This window comes from Allorhizobium sp. DMC15, assembly GCF_056314065.1.
On record NZ_JBQUZB010000003.1, the window covers coordinates 152,557 to 168,282 of the forward strand.

Genomic DNA, 15,726 nt, shown 5'->3' on the forward strand with positions numbered 1-15,726 from the left:
GAGCACATCATGCGCGACGAGCTCGACAAGGACATCTTCGGCACATTCATCCCCGAGCACAGCCACGAGGATCCGGTGCGCCGCGCCCAGATCCAGATGAAGCGTCCGCTGCCGAAGCGCTTCTATACGGCCGTGGCGGTTGCCGAAGAAGTAGACGGTTTCTCCATTCTGCTCGACGGCAAGCCGGTGAAGACGCCGGCGAAGAAGACGCTGACGCTTCCGACCCGCGAAGCTGCCGATCTCGTCGTCGCCGAATGGGCGGCGCAGGGCGAGTTCATCGATCCAGCCACCATGCCGATCACCAAACTCGCGAACACGGCAATCGATGCTGTCGCAAACAGTCTGGACGAGGTCTTTGACGAGATTGTCCGCTTCGCCGGCAGCGATCTTCTCTGCTACCGCGCCGATGCGCCGAAGGAGTTGGTCGAACGCCAGGCGAAGAACTGGGATCCGGTGCTGGCCTGGATCGCCACCGCGCATCAGGCGCGCTTGATCCTCGTTGAGGGCGTGATGCATCAGGAGCAGCCAGCAGCCGCGATCGCGGCCTATGCGAAGGCGCTTGAAGCCTACCGCGATGCGTTCCGGATTTCCTGCCTTAACGTTGTGACCACGCTGACCGGCTCCGCCGTGCTCGCGCTTGCCTTCGCCGAGGGCGCCTTCGACCTCGACACGGTCTGGACGCTTGCCCATGTCGACGAAGACTGGACCAGCGAGCACTGGGGAACGGACGAAGAGGCCGAAGCCCGGCGCGAGGCGCGCTACGGCGAATATGCTGCCGCAGCCGCGCTGTTTGCGGCGCTTGACCCCGCGAGTTAACTCGGCACTAACCATAAATGACGGATGCTCTGGCGGACAGAATCACCGCCGGAGTCGTCATGTCAGCTCGCAGTCTGCGCACCGCAATCGCGTTCGGGCTCGTCCTGTGCCTGGCATCCTGTGCGAGCATCCAGGCCCGAATGTTTCCGAAACATCTCGTCTATTATGTCCGGAACGTCACGGTTATCGCCGATGCCCGCATGCCTCTGGATCTGATCTCGGGCGTCGACGCCCGGGTCTCGGCCGCAATTGCCGCTACGCAGCCCCCGCCGGGCGCGGAACGCGTCGTTCTCATGGTGAAGATCGACCGGCTCGATCACGGCGAGGGGGCAAGGCGGCGCATGGAACGGGCGCATTTCACGGTGACCGTGACCTCCGTCGAAACGGGAGAGCCGGTGGCGGAAGGAAAATACGTCGTCAATGCCTCGACCGACGATCCCCGGTTTGCCCGAGGGGCCCTGGCCGAAGAGATCGCATCGCGGATCCGATCCGATTTTTCTCTTGTCCATCCGACCGTTCGTATCGTGCCGGCTCCGAGGATGACCTCGACCAGGCTGAAGAGTGACCCGGAGGTTGCAATCGGACCCACGCCACGCGTTGCGCCAATCGCCAGTGCCACGCCGAAGGTCATGCCACCCGCGCCTCAAGCCGCTCCGGCAAGTGCGCCGACACCTCCCAAGCCTGCGCCGGTCGAAATGGTGGCTCCGCCTGTGCTCCCGGTTACCTCTGGGGATAAATCTGCCTATCCTTACCAGCCGGCACGTCCGGTGGCCCAGATGAAACCTGAAACGACTGTGGATCAGGGCGCGCGTGGGGCGATTCGCCTTGGCGGTGGGTGTGATCCGGCTGCCTCGGAAGACTGCCTCACTATAAAACCCTGAGCATCGGCAAGGGCGCCTTGCCGCTTGTGTGCGGTCCGGCGCCGCTCCTGTGATTGACTTGGCTGAGGCCCGGGCTTAATCCTTCTGGCGGATGGTTTCCGGGCGGCAGACACGTCGGCCGGAGAGCAAAAGGGAATGCGAAGGCCTGGACCCATGCCGGGCAAGCCGAACGCAGCCGACCCCGCGACTGTATTGCAGCGAGGGTCTTCCATCCTGCCTGCGGAGATTGATGGCGACGGATCGCATGGTGCGGTCGGCTGGCGATTGAAACGGGTGGGAAAAGCCACTGGAGTGGCGATATGAACAGCCGGGGCAGGACGCCTCTTTTTCTACGAATCGTCCGCCTCTCATATCGCGACACATTCCGGGAAGGCGAGGAAGAACCGCCGGCCTTTGTGCCAAGACCTGCGAGCCAGGAGACCTGCCATCCGTGACGGGCATAGGGCCCACCTGGGGAGAAATCCCCGTTGCCAACACGGAGGTTGTCTTGGCGACGTTTCGCATCCGCGGGGTCTTGTTGACCCGCCGATGGCGGTCCGTCTTTTCGGGCCGCGCATCGTTTTATGGTTCGCGCATGCTAGGAGCATGCGCCTTTGACCGCGTCCGCGCGGCCGAAGGTCATGGCACGCCATGACCGCTTCCCATTCCCGATCCATCCTGGTTCTCGGTGGCGCGCGCTCTGGCAAATCTCGTGTTGCCGAAGGTATGGCGCGAGAGACGGGTCTCGACCGTTTTTATCTGGCGACGGGCCGCGCCTGGGACGACGAGATGCGCGCCCGCATCGAGACCCATAAGGCCGACCGAGCCGATGACGGCTGGACGACGCATGAGGAGCCGCTCGATCTCGTCGGCGCGCTGAAGGCGCTCGACCAGCCCGAACGCGTCATCCTCGTCGACTGCCTGACCCTCTGGGTCACCAATCTGATGATGGAAGAGGGCCGTGACGTCGACGCCGAAGGCGCCGCACTCGGCGCCAGTCTTGGGGAACTCCAGGCCACCGTCATCTTCGTTTCCAATGAAGTCGGCCTCGGCATCGTGCCCGAGAACAAGATGGCCCGCGCCTTCCGCGACCATGCCGGCCGTCTCCACCAAGCCATCGCCGCCGAAGCGGCAGACGTTTATTTCGTTGCGGCTGGACTGCCGCTGAAAATGAAGGGTTGAACCATGTTGCAGCAAAAAATCCCCGCCACCGTCATCACCGGCTTTCTCGGGGCGGGCAAGACCACCATCATCCGCAACATGCTGACCAATGCCGGCGGCAAGAAGATCGCGCTGATCATCAACGAATTCGGCGATCTCGGCGTCGATGGCGACGTGCTGAAGGGCTGCGGCGCAGAGAACTGCACTGAGGACGACATCATCGAACTCACCAATGGCTGCATCTGCTGCACGGTGGCCGACGACTTCGTGCCGACGATGCAGAAGCTGCTCGACCGCGGCGTGAAGCCTGACCACATCGTCATCGAAACCTCGGGTCTCGCCTTGCCGCAGCCGCTGGTCGCCGCCTTCAACTGGCCCGACATCCGCACCCGCGTGACCGTCGATGGTGTCGTGACCGTGGTCGACAGCGCCGCCGTTGCTGCCGGTCGTTTCGCTGATGACCATGATGCCGTCGCCGCCCAGCGCGCCGAGGATGACAGCCTCGATCACGAGAGCCCGATCGAGGAACTGTTCGAGGACCAGCTGACCTGCGCCGACCTCATCGTGCTCAACAAGACCGACCTGCTCGACGCAGCCGGTATCGCCGCCGTACGCGCCGAGGTGACCGGTCGGACTACCCGCAAGCCTTCTATGATCGAGGCGAAGAATGGCGAAGTGCCGTCGCTCGTCCTGCTCGGGATCGGCGCCAGCACCGAAGACGACATCGAAAACCGCAAGTCGCATCACGAGCTGGAGCATGAGGCGCTGCATGCCTCGGGCGAAGACCACGACCATCATCACGACCACGACGAGTTCGAAAGTTTCGTCCTGAAGCTCGGCGCGATCAAGGATCCCGCAGACTTCATCGACCGCCTGAAGCCGGTCATCGAAAAGCACGACATCCTGCGCCTGAAGGGCTTCATCGACGTGCCGGGCAAGCCGATGCGCCTTGTCATCCAGGCCGTCGGCACCCGCATCGACACCTATTTCGATCGTCCCTGGACGTCGGCTGAAAAGCGCGAGACGCGGCTTGTGGTGATCGGCCTGCATGAGTGGGATTTCGGGTCTGTCGTCGAGGACGTCCAGGCGGCGGCTGTCTGATCCATGCACCTGCTTCTCGCCCAGAAGGGATCGATCAGCGACGGCGACGAGGCGATCGATCTTGGCCAGACGCCGGGGGACGTGCTGTTTCTCTCGGCGGCCGACACGGAGCTGGCTGCGATCGCAGCCGCCGTGGAGGCGAGGGGCACAGATGCGCTGCGCTGGCGACTGGCCAGCCTGATGACGCTGAAGCACCCCATGTCGGTCGATACCTATATCGAGCGCACGGCGCGTCATGCGCGGCTGATCGTGGTCAGGGCGCTGGGCGGGGCGAGCTACTTCCACTATGCGCTGGAAGCGCTGCATGCCTCAGCCCGTCGCAGCGGCGCTGTCATCGTCGTGCTACCCGGCGACGACAAGCCGGACGAGGGGCTTTCTCCATTCCAGGCCTGTGCGGACGACGACCGCCAGGCGCTCTGGACCTATCTGACCGAGGGCGGAGCTGGAAATGCCGGGGCCTTCGTCGCCTATGCCGAGGCCATGCTGCGCGGGGAGGAACGTCCGGACCCGGCGCGTCCATTGCTGAAGGCCGGCATCTGGTGGCCGGGCAGGGGTCTGATCGGGGTCGAGGAGTGGGAGAAGCTGGCGTTTCCCAGAAGGGCGGACGAGGGGCAAACGGTACCACGCGGTCTCTCACCCCTTGTGGGGGAGATGGCAGGCAGGCCAGAGGGGGAAAGCCCCTCCCCAACCCCTCCCCACAAGGGGGAGGGACTTCAAGCCATCACCCCCCTCTGCTTCTACCGCGCCCTCGTCCAGAGCGGCGAAACGGCACCCGTCGAAGCCATGGTCGAGGCCTTGAAGGCTCAGGGACTGATCCCCCTGCCGGTCTTCGTGTCGAGCCTCAAAGATCAGGTTTCGGTCGATACGCTCCGCGCCATCTTCACCCGCTTTCCGCCCTCGGTGGTCATCAACACGACCGGTTTCGCCGTCTCGACACCGGGGGCGGAAGCGCCGTCGACCGTGCTCGACGAGACCGGCGCCGTGGTGCTGCAGGCGATCTTCTCATCCTCACCCCGCGCCACCTGGGAGAGTTCGGCCCAAGGCCTCAGCGCCCGGGATCTCGCGATGAGCGTCGCCCTGCCGGAAGTCGATGGCCGGGTCCTGACGCGTGCCGTCTCCTTCAAGTCGAAGGCGCGCTTTGACGAACGGGTCGAGGCTAATCTTGTGAGCCACGAGCCGGATGCAGGCCGCATGCGTTTCGTCGCCGAACTGGCCGCCAACTGGGCGAAGCTCCGCGCAACCGACCCCGCCGACCGCCCCGTGGCGCTGATCATGGCCAATTATCCCAACCGCGACGGACGTCTCGGCAACGGGGTCGGACTGGACACGCCGGCCGGTACGATCGAGGTCATGCGCGCCATGCGCGAAGCCGGCTACGATGTCGCCGATTTGCCCGCTGATGGCGACGCATTGATGCAGGTGATGATGGCCGGACCCACCAATGCGGCGAATGATGGCCGCGTGATCCGCGAACGGCTTTCCGTATGTGATTACAAATTGTTCTTTCAGGATCTTCCCAAAGAGGTTCAGGAGCGCGTCACCGTGCGCTGGGGCGCTCCGGAGGTCGATCCTTTCCATCTCGATGGCGCCTTCGCGCTGCCGCTGATGCGCTTCGGCAAGCTCATGATCGGCATCCAGCCGGCCCGTGGCTACAACATCGATGCGAAGGAAACCTATCATTCTCCGGACCTCGTGCCGCCGCATGGCTATCTCGCCTTCTACGCTTTCCTGAGGCGGGAATTCGGCGCGCAGGCCATCATCCACATGGGTAAACACGGCAATCTCGAATGGCTGCCAGGCAAGGCGCTGGCGCTGTCGGAGACCTGTTTCCCGGAGACGGTGTTCGGACCGCTGCCGCATCTCTATCCCTTCATCGTCAACGATCCCGGCGAGGGCACCCAGGCCAAGCGCCGGACCTCCGCCGTCATCATCGACCATCTGACGCCACCTTTGACCCGGGCTGAAAGCTACGGCCCGCTGAAGGACCTGGAGGCGCTGGTCGATGAATATTACGAGGCCTCGGGCGGTGATCCGCGCCGGCTCGTTCTCTTGAAGAAGCAGATCCTGGAGCTGATCGCAGACATCGGTCTCGACCAGGATGCCGGGATTTCCAAGGGCGAGACTGACGAGACGGCGTTGGAAAAGCTCGACGCCTATCTCTGTGATCTCAAGGAAATGCAGATCCGCGACGGCTTGCATATCTTCGGGAAGTCACCCGAGGGGCGGTTGCTCACCGATCTCGTCGTCGCGCTGGCGCGTGTGCCGCGCAGCCAGGGCGAGGGCGGTGACGCGAGCCTGCAGCGGGCGATCGCGGGAGATCTCAAGCTTGCAACAAACCCCTCCCCAACCCCTCCCCACAAGGGGGAGGGGCTTGTCCCGCATGCGGGATCGGCGCTGGGGATTGAGCCGCAATCGGGTGTTCTCTACCCCCTTGTGGGGGAGATGGCCGGCAGGCCAGAGGGGGAATTGGCTTCAACCTTCGATCCCCTCGACTGCGTGATGTCCGATCCCTGGACCGGAGCGAAACCGGCGATCCTTGCCGATCTCACCGACGCCCCCTGGCGCACGGCGGGCGACACCGTCGAGCGCATCGAACTGCTTGCCGCCAAGTTCGTCTCCGGTGAAACCCAATGCCCAGACGACTGGCCGCGCACCCGCGCCGTCCTCGTTGAAATCGAGACCCGGCTGAAGCGCGCCGTCGTCAAATCCGGTGCTGCCGAAATCGACGGCCTCCTGAAGGGCCTCTCCGGCCAGTTCGTGCTCCCCGGCCCCTCCGGCGCGCCGACACGCGGACGCCCAGACGTTCTGCCGACGGGCCGAAACTTCTACTCCGTCGACAGCCGCGCCGTGCCGACACCCGCAGCCTATGAACTTGGCAAGAAATCCGCCGAGCTGTTGATCCAACGCTACGTCCACGACCATGGCGAATGGCCTGTTTCCTTCGGGATCACCGCCTGGGGCACGTCGAACATGCGCACTGGCGGCGATGATATCGCGCAAGCCTTGGCGCTGATTGGCGTCAAGCCGCTCTGGGATATGGCCTCGCGCCGCGTCACCGGCTTCGAGGTGATCCCGATGGCTATCCTTGGACGTCCGCGTGTCGATGTAACGCTGCGCATCTCCGGCTTCTTCCGTGACGCGTTCCCGGAACAAATCGCACTCTTCGACAAGGCGGTGCGCGCCGTTGCCGCCGTTGACGAGGACGAGGAGGACAATCCGATTGCGGCCCGTGTGCGGGCCGTAACCGAGAAGTTGAAAGGCGAGAGGCTGGATGAAAAACAGGCTGCCCGCCGCGCCGGTTACCGCGTCTTCGGCTCCAAGCCCGGCGCCTATGGTGCTGGCCTGCAGGCACTCATCGACGAGAAGGGCTGGAGCGACCGCGCCGATCTGGCTGAAAGCTATCTCGTCTGGGGTGGTTATGCCTATGGCGCGGGCGAGGAGGGTAAGGCGGAGCGCGGCCTGTTCGAGGAGCGCCTGCGCTCGGTCCAGGCCGTGGTGCAGAACCAGGACAATCGTGAGCACGACCTGCTCGACAGCGACGACTACTACCAGTTCGAGGGCGGCATGACGGCGGCGATCGAGCATGTCGCGGGTGTCAGGCCGAAGGTCTATCACAACGACCATTCGAGGCCGGAAAAGCCTGTGATCCGCAGCCTCGAGGAAGAGATCGGCCGTGTCGTGCGCGCCCGCGTCGTCAATCCGAAATGGATCGAGGGCGTCATGCGCCATGGCTACAAGGGCGCTTTCGAGATCACCGCGACGGTCGACTACATGTTCGCCTTTGCCGCCACGACCGGCGCCGTGCGTGACCACCATTTCGAAGCTGTCTACCAGGCCTTCATCCTCGACGAGCGCGTGCGCGACTTCATGGCCGAGAAAAATGCCCCGGCCCAGAAAGAGCTCGCCGAGCGTTTGATCGAAGCGATCGAGCGCGGTTTGTGGACGCCGAAGAGCAATTCGGCCAAGTTCACCCTTAGCGAAATGGTCGAAGGAGGAAGAGGGGATGCCTGACGTTCACAAGGGAAAACCCATGGCCTTGAGCGGGCATTGCCTGTGTGGCAGCGTGCGCTTTCGCACCGCAGGCCTTGTTCGCGCATCCGGGCACTGCCATTGCGAAAGCTGCCGGCGTGCCGCTTCATCGCCGGTGACCACCTTCTTCACCGTCCCGCGCGAGGGAACGGAGCTTGGCGGTGACAGCCTGTGTTTCTATGCTTCTTCACCGGGGGTGCGACGCGGCTTTTGCAACAAGTGCGGATCGCCGATGTCTTTCGAGACTGACCGCCGCCCCGACGATATTGATCTCTATGTCGCAAGCCTGGATCACGGGTTGTCGGTCCCAATCCGGGAGCATTGGCATTGGGACGAGCGCGTCGACTGGTTGACGATCGTCGACGATCTGCCGAAGAGCGAGGGCGGCGTGTGACGGAGCGTGTGCATATCGAGCTGCTGGATGGCGAAGACACTCTCTTCCCTGGAGTTGTCGATGCTATTCTCGACGAAGCAGCCGAAGCGCAGGGGCGTCCGTTCGAGGGGCGAAAGGTTCAGCTCCGAGCCGTGGACGCGCAGGGCACGTTGCTTGGCGGACTGATCGGCGCGCATCTGCAGCGCTGGTTCTTCGTCAAGCTGCTGGCGGTTTCGCCCGAGGCGCGAGGCAGCGGCATCGGAGCCCGTCTGCTCGCACGGGCCGAAGCGATGGCGCGAGAGGACAATCTCGTCGGTATCTATCTCGACACCTTCGAATTCCAGGCCCCTCGCTTCTATCTGCGCGAGGGTTTTCGCGAAATTGGCCGATTGCCAAAGATCGGCGATGCGCCGCAGCGCATCTGGTTTGCAAAAGAATTCAATACATCCGGGAGTACGACATGACCGAGGAAACGACCAACACCGCCGAGGCCGATCTCGCCCGCCACGCCGAGAAAATGGCAAAGAAAAAGGCGGCGCGCGACAAGATCATGGCGACCAAAACCGGCGAAAAAGGTCTGATCATCGTCCATACCGGCAAGGGCAAGGGCAAATCGTCGGCCGCCTTCGGCATGATCTTCCGCCACATCGCCCATGGCAAGATATGCGCCGTGGTCCAGTTCATCAAGGGCGCGATGTCCACCGGTGAGCGCGACCTGATCCTGAAACATTTCTCGGATCTCTGCGAATTCCACACCATGGGCGAGGGTTTCACCTGGGAAACCCAGGACAAGGCGCGTGACATCGCCATGGCCAAGGCCGCCTGGGAGAAAGCGAAGGACCTGATCCGCGATCCCTCAAATTCCATGGTGCTGCTCGACGAGGTCAACATCGCGATCCGCTACGACTATATCGAACTGGCCGACGTTCTGGAGTTCCTGGCGACCGAAAAGCCCCCGATGACCCATGTCGTTTTGACCGGCCGCAATGCCAAGGACGAGTTGATCGAGCTTGCCGATCTCGTCACCGAAATGGAACTCGTGAAGCACCCGTTCCGCTCCGGCATCAAGGCGCAGATCGGTGTGGAGTATTAGACATTCTTGCGCGTTATCGTTTCAGGAAATCCGGAAGCGACCTGTTGTGAATGACAGATAAAATTTCGATATCGGGCGAGCGGATCGCATAGAAGATCATATGTTCGCCTTGGGGAAAGGAATAGCAGTTGTCGCGCAGCTCGGGCCTTTCCCTGCCAAGGCGGGGGTTCGCGGCAAGCCACCTGAACCGCTGCCTCATCTCGCCCAGATACTTGCGGCGTTGCTCATTGCCCCATATCCGCCCGGTATACTCATTGATCGCCTTGAGGTCCTCCGCGGCCTTCAGAGTGAGGCGATAGCGGCCACTCAACGGAGGTTTTCCTAGGAATCCGCTTCGATGAGACGGTCAAGGAAGTCGTCGTCGGCGAATTGTCCGCCTTCCGCCTGCTGCCGACCTTGGTCGAGTTGCTGAAGTACGTCTGCAAGCTTGCGATCCTGATCTTGCAGGCCTTTCAACGCTTCGCGCACAACTTCATCGGCAGACGCATAGCGTCCACTTTTGACCTGATCGTCAATGTAGCGTTCCCAATGGTCTCCGAGATCAAGGGCCGTCTTCGCCATGGCGTCTCGCTCTGGTTTTGCCGATGTCTCGGACTATAGCGCCTGAGCGAGCTTCGCGCAAAGTCGGGATGTCTCAGATCCCGATCCACACCCGGACCGGGTTGGTCGGGTCCGCAAGCAGGCGGATTGCAAGCGCCACGCAGGTGATGACCAGCAGCGGCTTGATCAGGCGAGCGCCGTTCTTCATCGCAAGCCGCGATCCGGTCTGGGCGCCCAGGAACTGGCCGATGCCCATCAGGAAGCCGATCTTCCAGAGCACGACGCCGCCGGCGACGAAGACGAAGAATGCGCCGACATTCGAGCCGAAGTTCAGGAGCTTCGTGTGCGCTGTCGCCTTCAGCATGCCGAAACCTGCAAGCGAAACGAAGGCCAGCATGTAGAAGGAGCCGGTGCCCGGCCCGAAGACGCCGTCATAAAAGCCGATCATCGGCACAAAAGTCAGGCCGAAGACAAGGGGTGTCATGCGCTGGTGGCTGTCGATGTCGGAGAGGTTCGGCTTCAGCGCGAAATAAAGCGCGATTGCGACCAGCAGGAAGGGCATGAAGGCCCGCAGCACGTCGCCGGGGACAAAGCTTGCGACCAGGGCGCCGAGCGCGCCGCCGATCACGGCCATTGCGGCCATCGGCAACTGCATCTTCAGGTCGACATGGCCCTTGCGGGCATAGGCGATGGTGGCAGACCCCGCGCCGAACATCGACTGCAGCTTGTTGGTGCCGAGTGTTTCGAGCGGCGGAATGCCCGCAATCAGCATGGCGGGAATGGTGATCAGCCCGCCGCCACCGGCGATCGAATCGATGAAACCGGCGATGAAGGCGGCAATGAACAGCAGCAGCAAGGCTTGCAAAGCGAGATCGACCACGGCGAGACTCAAGGGTTTGGGAGGCGGGCAGGGAAGGTGTCGTCCTTGTGAACCAAAGCCGGAGCACACGCAACCGTGCTGCATGTCGCGCGGGTCGCACACGGGACATTCTGTGGACTGGCGCTTCCGTCACACAAAGCGCCGCAATCCGGTTTGACCGTTCGATAAGCCTCCGATAAAGCTCAGGGTAATGTGCGACGGCGCCTGTTCGACAGGCTGGAAATAGTCCGGTGCGGCCGACCCAATCCGGGGGCCAATTCCGGAGCTGTCCCAAAGGCCATGGACCGTGCCGAAAGGCGCGATAAGTCCGGCGCTTCGTACAGAAAGAAAAACGAAGCAGGGAGGCCTTTATCGCATGGCGGAAAAACTCGGAATCATGGTCTGTGGCCACGGCAGCCGCAATCAGAACGCGGCGAAGGAATTCGCCGTGATCGCGGAGGCGCTGCGCGCCCGCAACCCCGACATGCCGGTCGAATATGGCTATCTCGAATTCTGCAACCCGGTAATCTCCGCCGGCCTCGACAGCCTGCGCGAGCAGGGCGTGACCCGCGTGTTGGCCGTCCCCGGCATGCTGTTCGCCGCCGGCCACGCCAAGAACGACATCCCCTCGGTGCTCAACACCTATCAGGCGCAGCACAAGGATTTCGTCATCAATTACGGCCGTGAACTCGGCATCGACCTGAAGATGATCCGCGCTGCCGGCGACCGCATCCAGGCGGCGGTCGACGAGGCGAACGAAACGCTCGGCTTCGTCGATAAACACGAGACGCTGCTGATGGTCGTGGGTCGCGGCTCGTCCGATCCAGACGCCAATTCCAACGCCACCAAGGTCATGCGCATGCTCTGGGAAGGCATGGGCTTCGGCTGGGGCGAGACCTGCTATTCGGGCGTGACCTTCCCGCTGGTCGAGCCGGGCCTGACCCATGCCGCCAAGCTTGGCTACAAGCGCATCGTTGTCTTCCCCTACTTCCTGTTTACTGGCGTCCTGGTGAAGCGCATCTATAGTTATACCGACGAGGTGGCGGCGCGGCATCCGGAGATCCAGTTCGTCAAGGCGAGCTATCTGAATGACCACCCGCTGGTGCTCGATGCCTTCCAGGATCGCGTCAAGGAGATCCTCGAGGGTGCGGCTGTGATGAACTGCCAGATGTGCAAGTATCGCGAACAGGTGCTTGGCTTTGAAGCCGACGTCGGCCAGCGCCAAGAGAGCCACCACCACCATGTCGAGGGTATCGGCGGCGGCCTGGAAAACTGTCCGTGCAAGGGCGATTGCGACGCCTCTTGCCGAGATCCCGATTTCTGTCGCGAGCACGGCCTTCCCTGGACACCCGTGCACAGCCATGCGGAACCGGCGCCGCTGAAGCCCGTACCGGTCGAACCAGCCTTCGACTATGCGCCGTCCTTCACGCTCGGCGGCAAATATGCCGGCCTCAAGGACAAGGCGCCGGATGCCGATCTGCAGGCCGTGATGGACGCGCCGTCCTCGGGCAAGGCGGCGCATCACGAGCATGGACCCAATTGTGGCTGCGGCCACCACGACCATGATCATGGACACGATCACAACCATGCTCATGCGCACGACCATGGTCACCATCACCACCATGATGATCACGGCCATCATCATGGGCACGATCACGGACATGATCACGCGCATGACCATGGCCATGCGCATGGCCACGACCATCACCACGCGCCTTACCCCCATGCGGACCATCCGCTGGGGCCAAAGTCGATGCAGAAGAAAAAGTAATGCCGCTCTTCGATCGCATCCTGATCGTCGACTGGTCGGGGGCCGGGCAACCGGTCACCGGCAAGAACTCGCTCTGGGCGTGCCTCGCTCGGCGCGAGGGCGATCGGGTTGTGATCGACTGGAACGAGAATTTTCCGACCCGCCACGCCTTCATGCAGCGGCTCGACGCGGTGGTGGGCGCAGCCGTCGTGCAAGGCCACCGCCTCCTCTGCGGCTTCGACTTCGCCTTCGGCTATCCGGCCGGTACCGCCGAGCGTCTGACGGGCAGCGCCGACTGGCGTGCCCTCTGGCGCAAGATAGCCAATGAAATCGAGGATGCGCCCGACAACCGCAACAATCGCTTCGACCTCGCTTCGCGCTGGAACGCTGAATATTTTGCCGAAGAACCGCGTTTTTGGGGGCATCCGCACCAGCATGTCTATGCAGCACTGCCACCCAAGCGTCCCGCAGCGCCAAGCTTCGCCCCGTTCTGCCTGCGGCAGTCGGAACGCTTTGCCAAGGGCGCCAAGGCGGTCTGGCAATTGGCGTATAACGGATCCGTCGGCAGCCAGACGCTGCTGGGGATAGCAAGGCTGTCGCGTTTCCTGGACAAGGGGCGCCACGCTGATCAGGTTACGATCTGGCCGTTCGAGACCGGGTTCGTCTCCACGTTCGACAAGCCCGTTGTTTTCGCCGAAATCTACCCCTCGCTGTTCACGCTGGCCTCTCGGGACGAGGTGAAGGATCAGGCGCAGGTTCGTACCGTCGCCGAGACTTTCGTTCGCTTTGATGCGGATGGGCTGCTTGCGAGGCTGCTCGACCGCCCGCCGATGCTATCAGACGAAGAGGTCGCGACATCGCTTGCCGAGGAGGGCTGGGTGCTCGGTATCGGGCATCGGAAACTGGATGTCGTGCAAGGGGACACCCCCCTCTGGCCTGCCGGCCATCTCCCCCACAAGGGGGGAGAGCGAAACGCGGTGGCCGCCGAAATCGCCGCTGATCTTCCTGATAAACGGGGAAGTTCTGAGTTTGAATCTAGCGCTGCTGCGGCTGCGGCCGATGCTGCGACACGGCACACCCCACTCTCCCCCCTTGTGGGGGAGATGTCGCGCAGCGACAGAGGGGGGTATTCCCCATGAACGCACCTCTCGACTACATCCGCGACCCCGCCGAAATCTATCGCCAGTCCTTCGCCACCATCCGCGAGGAAGCGTCCCTCGACCGCTTCCCCACGGTCCTGCAGCCGCTGATCATCCGCCTCATCCATGCCTGCGGTATGGTCGATATCGCCGATGATGTCCGCTGGTCCGACGGCGCCTTCGAAGCCGGTGCTGCAGCGCTGGAAAAGGGGGCGCCGGTTCTTGTCGATGTCGAGATGGTCCGCCACGGCGTGATCCGTCGCCTGCTGCCGAGCGAAAACCAGATCCTCTGCCTGTTGAACGACGAGCGGGTGCGGCCGAAGGCAGACGAAATCGGCAATACTCGCTCCGCCGCCCAGGTCGATCTCTGGGACGACCATCTCGCAGGCGCAGTGGTCGCGATCGGCAATGCGCCGACGGCGCTCTTCCGCGTGCTGGAACGCATCGATGCCGGCGCGCCGAAGCCAGCGATCATCCTCGGTTTTCCCGTCGGCTTCGTGGGGGCCGCCGAAAGCAAGGACGAATTGATCGCCAATTCCAGAGGCATTCCCTATATCGCGGTCCGCGGCCGCCGGGGCGGCTCGGCCATGGCCTCTGCTGCCGTGAATGCTTTGGCGGGAGGGCTTGGTACCAATGTCTGACGCGGCCCACACCCCCTGGCTTACCATCATCGGTATCGGCGACAACGGGCTGGAGAGCCTGACGCCTGAGGCCCAGGCGATCGTCTGGCAGGCGGAGACGCTCGTGATCGGCGAGCGGCTGGATGCGGTCATCGACGGGGCGAGCCTGCCGGATCTGAAGCGCATCCTCACCTGGGGCGCGGGCTTCCGCGAGACGCTCTCCGAAATCCTGAAACTGCGCGGCACGCCGGTCACGGTACTCGCCACCGGTGACCCCATGCATTTCGGCATCGGCGCGACGCTCAGACGCTATGTCGCCGCCGAAGAGATGTTCGTGCTGCCGAGCCCGTCGGCCTTTTCGCTCGCTGCCGCGCGGCTCGGCTGGCCGCTGCAATCGGTGACGCAGATCTCGCTGCATGGCCGCCCGCTCGCCTTCCTCAACCGGCACGTCATGCCGCGCGCCCGCATCCTCGCACTCACTTCGGATGCCTCCACCGTGCAGGCCGCTGCCGTGCTGCTCGCCGAGCGCGGTTTCGGCGCCTCCGTTCTGCATGTGCTCGAACATATGGGCGGGACGAAGGAGCGCGTCCTGCGCATGACCGCGTTGGAAATGGCCGAAAGCTGCCCTGATATCTCGGATTTCAACACGCTGGCCATCGATTGCGCCTGGGACGGGCCGTTGCTTTCACCTGTGCCGGGTCTGCCGGACGAGGCCTTCCGCCATGACGGACAGCTCACGAAACGCGAAATTCGCGCGGCAACGCTTGCTCAACTCGCGCCCTTTCCGAATGCCCGTCTTTGGGACGTGGGGGCGGGTTGCGGGTCGATTGCGATCGAATGGATGCGCTCAGGCATGGGCACCAGGGCGATCGCGATCGAGGCAAAGCCCGAACGGCTTTCGATGATCCGCGAGAATGCCGAAATCCTCGGCGTGCCCGACCTCGACGTTGTCGAAGGCGAGGCTCCGGCGGTGCTTGGCGGTCTGAAAACCCCGGATGTGATCTTCGTCGGCGGCGGCATCAGCGGCGAGGGACTGTTCGAAGCCTGCTGGGCAGCGCTTCCCCTCGGCGGGCGGCTGGTCGCCAATGCCGTAACGATCGAAGGCGAGGCCAAGCTTGTCGAGCTTCGCAGCCACAACGGTGGTGATCTCTCCCGCATTCAGGTGGCGCGCGCCGCCCCGGTCGGGCGCTATTGCGGCTGGAAGTCGCTGATGCCGGTGACGATGTGGACGGTCGTGAAGGGAGAGGGCGCATGACATTGAGACTTGGCCCCTCATCCCCCTGCCGGGACCTTCTCCCCGTGAACGGGGAGAAGGAGGCAAAACAGCGGCCGCACCGGCCTTCTCCCCGCTTGCGGGGAGAAGGTGCCCGAAGGGCGGATGAGGG

15 protein-coding genes and 1 riboswitch are annotated in these 15,726 nt (G+C 63.4%); of the genes, 12 read left to right on the forward strand and 3 right to left on the reverse strand.

The window, feature by feature from the left end:
* Positions 1-9: 9 nt before the first annotated feature.
* The 8 genes from ACT53S_RS14990 (at position 10) to cobO (ending at position 9,433) form a co-directional block, all read left to right on the forward strand.
* Complete coding sequence (locus ACT53S_RS14990) at positions 10-816, forward strand: ATP12 family chaperone protein (RefSeq protein ID WP_476067586.1); 807 nt, start codon at positions 10-12, stop codon at positions 814-816.
* Positions 817-875: 59 nt separating this feature from the next.
* Positions 876-1,697, forward strand: coding sequence for a hypothetical protein (locus ACT53S_RS14995; RefSeq protein WP_476067587.1), 822 nt, complete (start codon positions 876-878; stop codon positions 1,695-1,697).
* 75 nt (positions 1,698-1,772) lie between these two features.
* A riboswitch (cobalamin riboswitch) is annotated at positions 1,773-2,140 on the forward strand.
* Between the two features lie 187 nt (positions 2,141-2,327).
* Positions 2,328-2,858 carry a bifunctional adenosylcobinamide kinase/adenosylcobinamide-phosphate guanylyltransferase gene (cobU, locus tag ACT53S_RS15000; protein ID WP_476067588.1) on the forward strand — a complete coding sequence of 177 codons (531 nt, stop codon included), beginning with the start codon at positions 2,328-2,330 and terminating at the stop codon, positions 2,856-2,858.
* A 3-nt stretch (positions 2,859-2,861) separates the two neighbouring features.
* The gene (gene cobW, locus ACT53S_RS15005; RefSeq protein WP_476067589.1) at positions 2,862-3,938 is read left to right on the forward strand and encodes a cobalamin biosynthesis protein CobW; all 1,077 of its coding nucleotides are present in this window, start codon (positions 2,862-2,864) and stop codon (positions 3,936-3,938) included.
* Positions 3,939-3,941: 3 nt separating this feature from the next.
* Positions 3,942-7,949 (forward strand): cobaltochelatase subunit CobN, encoded by a 4,008-nt coding sequence (cobN, locus tag ACT53S_RS15010; RefSeq protein ID WP_476067590.1) that lies wholly within the window; start codon positions 3,942-3,944, stop codon positions 7,947-7,949.
* Between the two features lie 19 nt (positions 7,950-7,968).
* Entirely contained in the window at positions 7,969-8,361 is a 393-nt protein-coding gene (locus tag ACT53S_RS15015; RefSeq protein ID WP_476067931.1) for a GFA family protein, read from the forward strand.
* Positions 8,358-8,804 carry a GNAT family N-acetyltransferase gene (locus tag ACT53S_RS15020; RefSeq protein WP_476067591.1) on the forward strand — a complete coding sequence of 149 codons (447 nt, stop codon included), beginning with the start codon at positions 8,358-8,360 and terminating at the stop codon, positions 8,802-8,804. Before ACT53S_RS15015 ends, ACT53S_RS15020 begins: the two co-directional genes overlap by 4 nt.
* The gene (cobO, locus tag ACT53S_RS15025) at positions 8,801-9,433 is read left to right on the forward strand and encodes a cob(I)yrinic acid a,c-diamide adenosyltransferase (protein ID WP_476067592.1); all 633 of its coding nucleotides are present in this window, start codon (positions 8,801-8,803) and stop codon (positions 9,431-9,433) included. Before ACT53S_RS15020 ends, cobO begins: the two co-directional genes overlap by 4 nt.
* Positions 9,434-9,446: 13 nt before the next feature.
* On the opposite strand, the gene ACT53S_RS15030 is transcribed toward cobO, so the two are convergent.
* The 3 genes from ACT53S_RS15030 to ACT53S_RS15040 all read right to left on the reverse strand — a co-directional run bounded on the left by ACT53S_RS15030 (position 9,447) and on the right by ACT53S_RS15040 (position 10,853).
* Positions 9,447-9,743: a type II toxin-antitoxin system RelE/ParE family toxin gene (locus ACT53S_RS15030; RefSeq protein WP_476067593.1), complete on the reverse strand. Its 297-nt coding sequence runs from the start codon at positions 9,741-9,743 to the stop codon at positions 9,447-9,449.
* Positions 9,744-9,754: 11 nt separating this feature from the next.
* Complete coding sequence (locus tag ACT53S_RS15035; RefSeq protein ID WP_476067594.1) at positions 9,755-9,994, reverse strand: type II toxin-antitoxin system ParD family antitoxin; 240 nt, start codon at positions 9,992-9,994, stop codon at positions 9,755-9,757.
* 73 nt (positions 9,995-10,067) lie between these two features.
* Entirely contained in the window at positions 10,068-10,853 is a 786-nt protein-coding gene (locus ACT53S_RS15040) for a TSUP family transporter (protein ID WP_476067595.1), read from the reverse strand.
* 355 nt (positions 10,854-11,208) lie between these two features.
* On the opposite strand from ACT53S_RS15040, the gene ACT53S_RS15045 reads away from it, so the two are divergent.
* Genes ACT53S_RS15045 through cbiE form a run of 4 tightly spaced genes read left to right on the forward strand, consistent with a single transcriptional unit; the run spans position 11,209 to position 15,596 of the window.
* Complete coding sequence (locus ACT53S_RS15045) at positions 11,209-12,603, forward strand: sirohydrochlorin chelatase (protein WP_476067596.1); 1,395 nt, start codon at positions 11,209-11,211, stop codon at positions 12,601-12,603.
* Positions 12,603-13,721, forward strand: a complete 1,119-nt coding sequence (locus ACT53S_RS15050) for a hypothetical protein (RefSeq protein ID WP_476067597.1) — start codon at positions 12,603-12,605, stop codon at positions 13,719-13,721. The genes ACT53S_RS15045 and ACT53S_RS15050 overlap by 1 nt, the downstream gene beginning before the upstream one ends.
* On the forward strand, positions 13,718-14,362 hold the full coding sequence (locus ACT53S_RS15055) for a precorrin-8X methylmutase (protein ID WP_476067598.1): 645 nt from the start codon (positions 13,718-13,720) through the stop codon (positions 14,360-14,362). Before ACT53S_RS15050 ends, ACT53S_RS15055 begins: the two co-directional genes overlap by 4 nt.
* A complete protein-coding gene (gene cbiE, locus ACT53S_RS15060) occupies positions 14,355-15,596 on the forward strand; it encodes a precorrin-6y C5,15-methyltransferase (decarboxylating) subunit CbiE (RefSeq protein WP_476067599.1) in 1,242 nt (413 codons plus the stop codon). The genes ACT53S_RS15055 and cbiE overlap by 8 nt, the downstream gene beginning before the upstream one ends.
* Positions 15,597-15,726 lie beyond the last annotated feature (130 nt).

Coding starts and splice junctions, on each gene's coding strand:
- ACT53S_RS15055 (WP_476067598.1), top strand. CDS start 13,718: ATGAACGCACCTCTCGACTACATCCGCGACCCCGCCGAAATCTATCGC.
- ACT53S_RS14990 (WP_476067586.1), top strand. CDS start 10: ATGCGCGACGAGCTCGACAAGGACATCTTCGGCACATTCATCCCCGAG.
- ACT53S_RS15015 (WP_476067931.1), top strand. CDS start 7,969: ATGGCCTTGAGCGGGCATTGCCTGTGTGGCAGCGTGCGCTTTCGCACC.
- ACT53S_RS15045 (WP_476067596.1), top strand. CDS start 11,209: ATGGCGGAAAAACTCGGAATCATGGTCTGTGGCCACGGCAGCCGCAAT.
- cbiE (WP_476067599.1), top strand. CDS start 14,355: ATGTCTGACGCGGCCCACACCCCCTGGCTTACCATCATCGGTATCGGC.
- cobW (WP_476067589.1), top strand. CDS start 2,862: ATGTTGCAGCAAAAAATCCCCGCCACCGTCATCACCGGCTTTCTCGGG.
- cobU (WP_476067588.1), top strand. CDS start 2,328: ATGACCGCTTCCCATTCCCGATCCATCCTGGTTCTCGGTGGCGCGCGC.
- ACT53S_RS15035 (WP_476067594.1), bottom strand. CDS start 9,994: ATGGCGAAGACGGCCCTTGATCTCGGAGACCATTGGGAACGCTACATT.
- cobN (WP_476067590.1), top strand. CDS start 3,942: ATGCACCTGCTTCTCGCCCAGAAGGGATCGATCAGCGACGGCGACGAG.
- ACT53S_RS15050 (WP_476067597.1), top strand. CDS start 12,603: ATGCCGCTCTTCGATCGCATCCTGATCGTCGACTGGTCGGGGGCCGGG.
- ACT53S_RS14995 (WP_476067587.1), top strand. CDS start 876: ATGTCAGCTCGCAGTCTGCGCACCGCAATCGCGTTCGGGCTCGTCCTG.
- cobO (WP_476067592.1), top strand. CDS start 8,801: ATGACCGAGGAAACGACCAACACCGCCGAGGCCGATCTCGCCCGCCAC.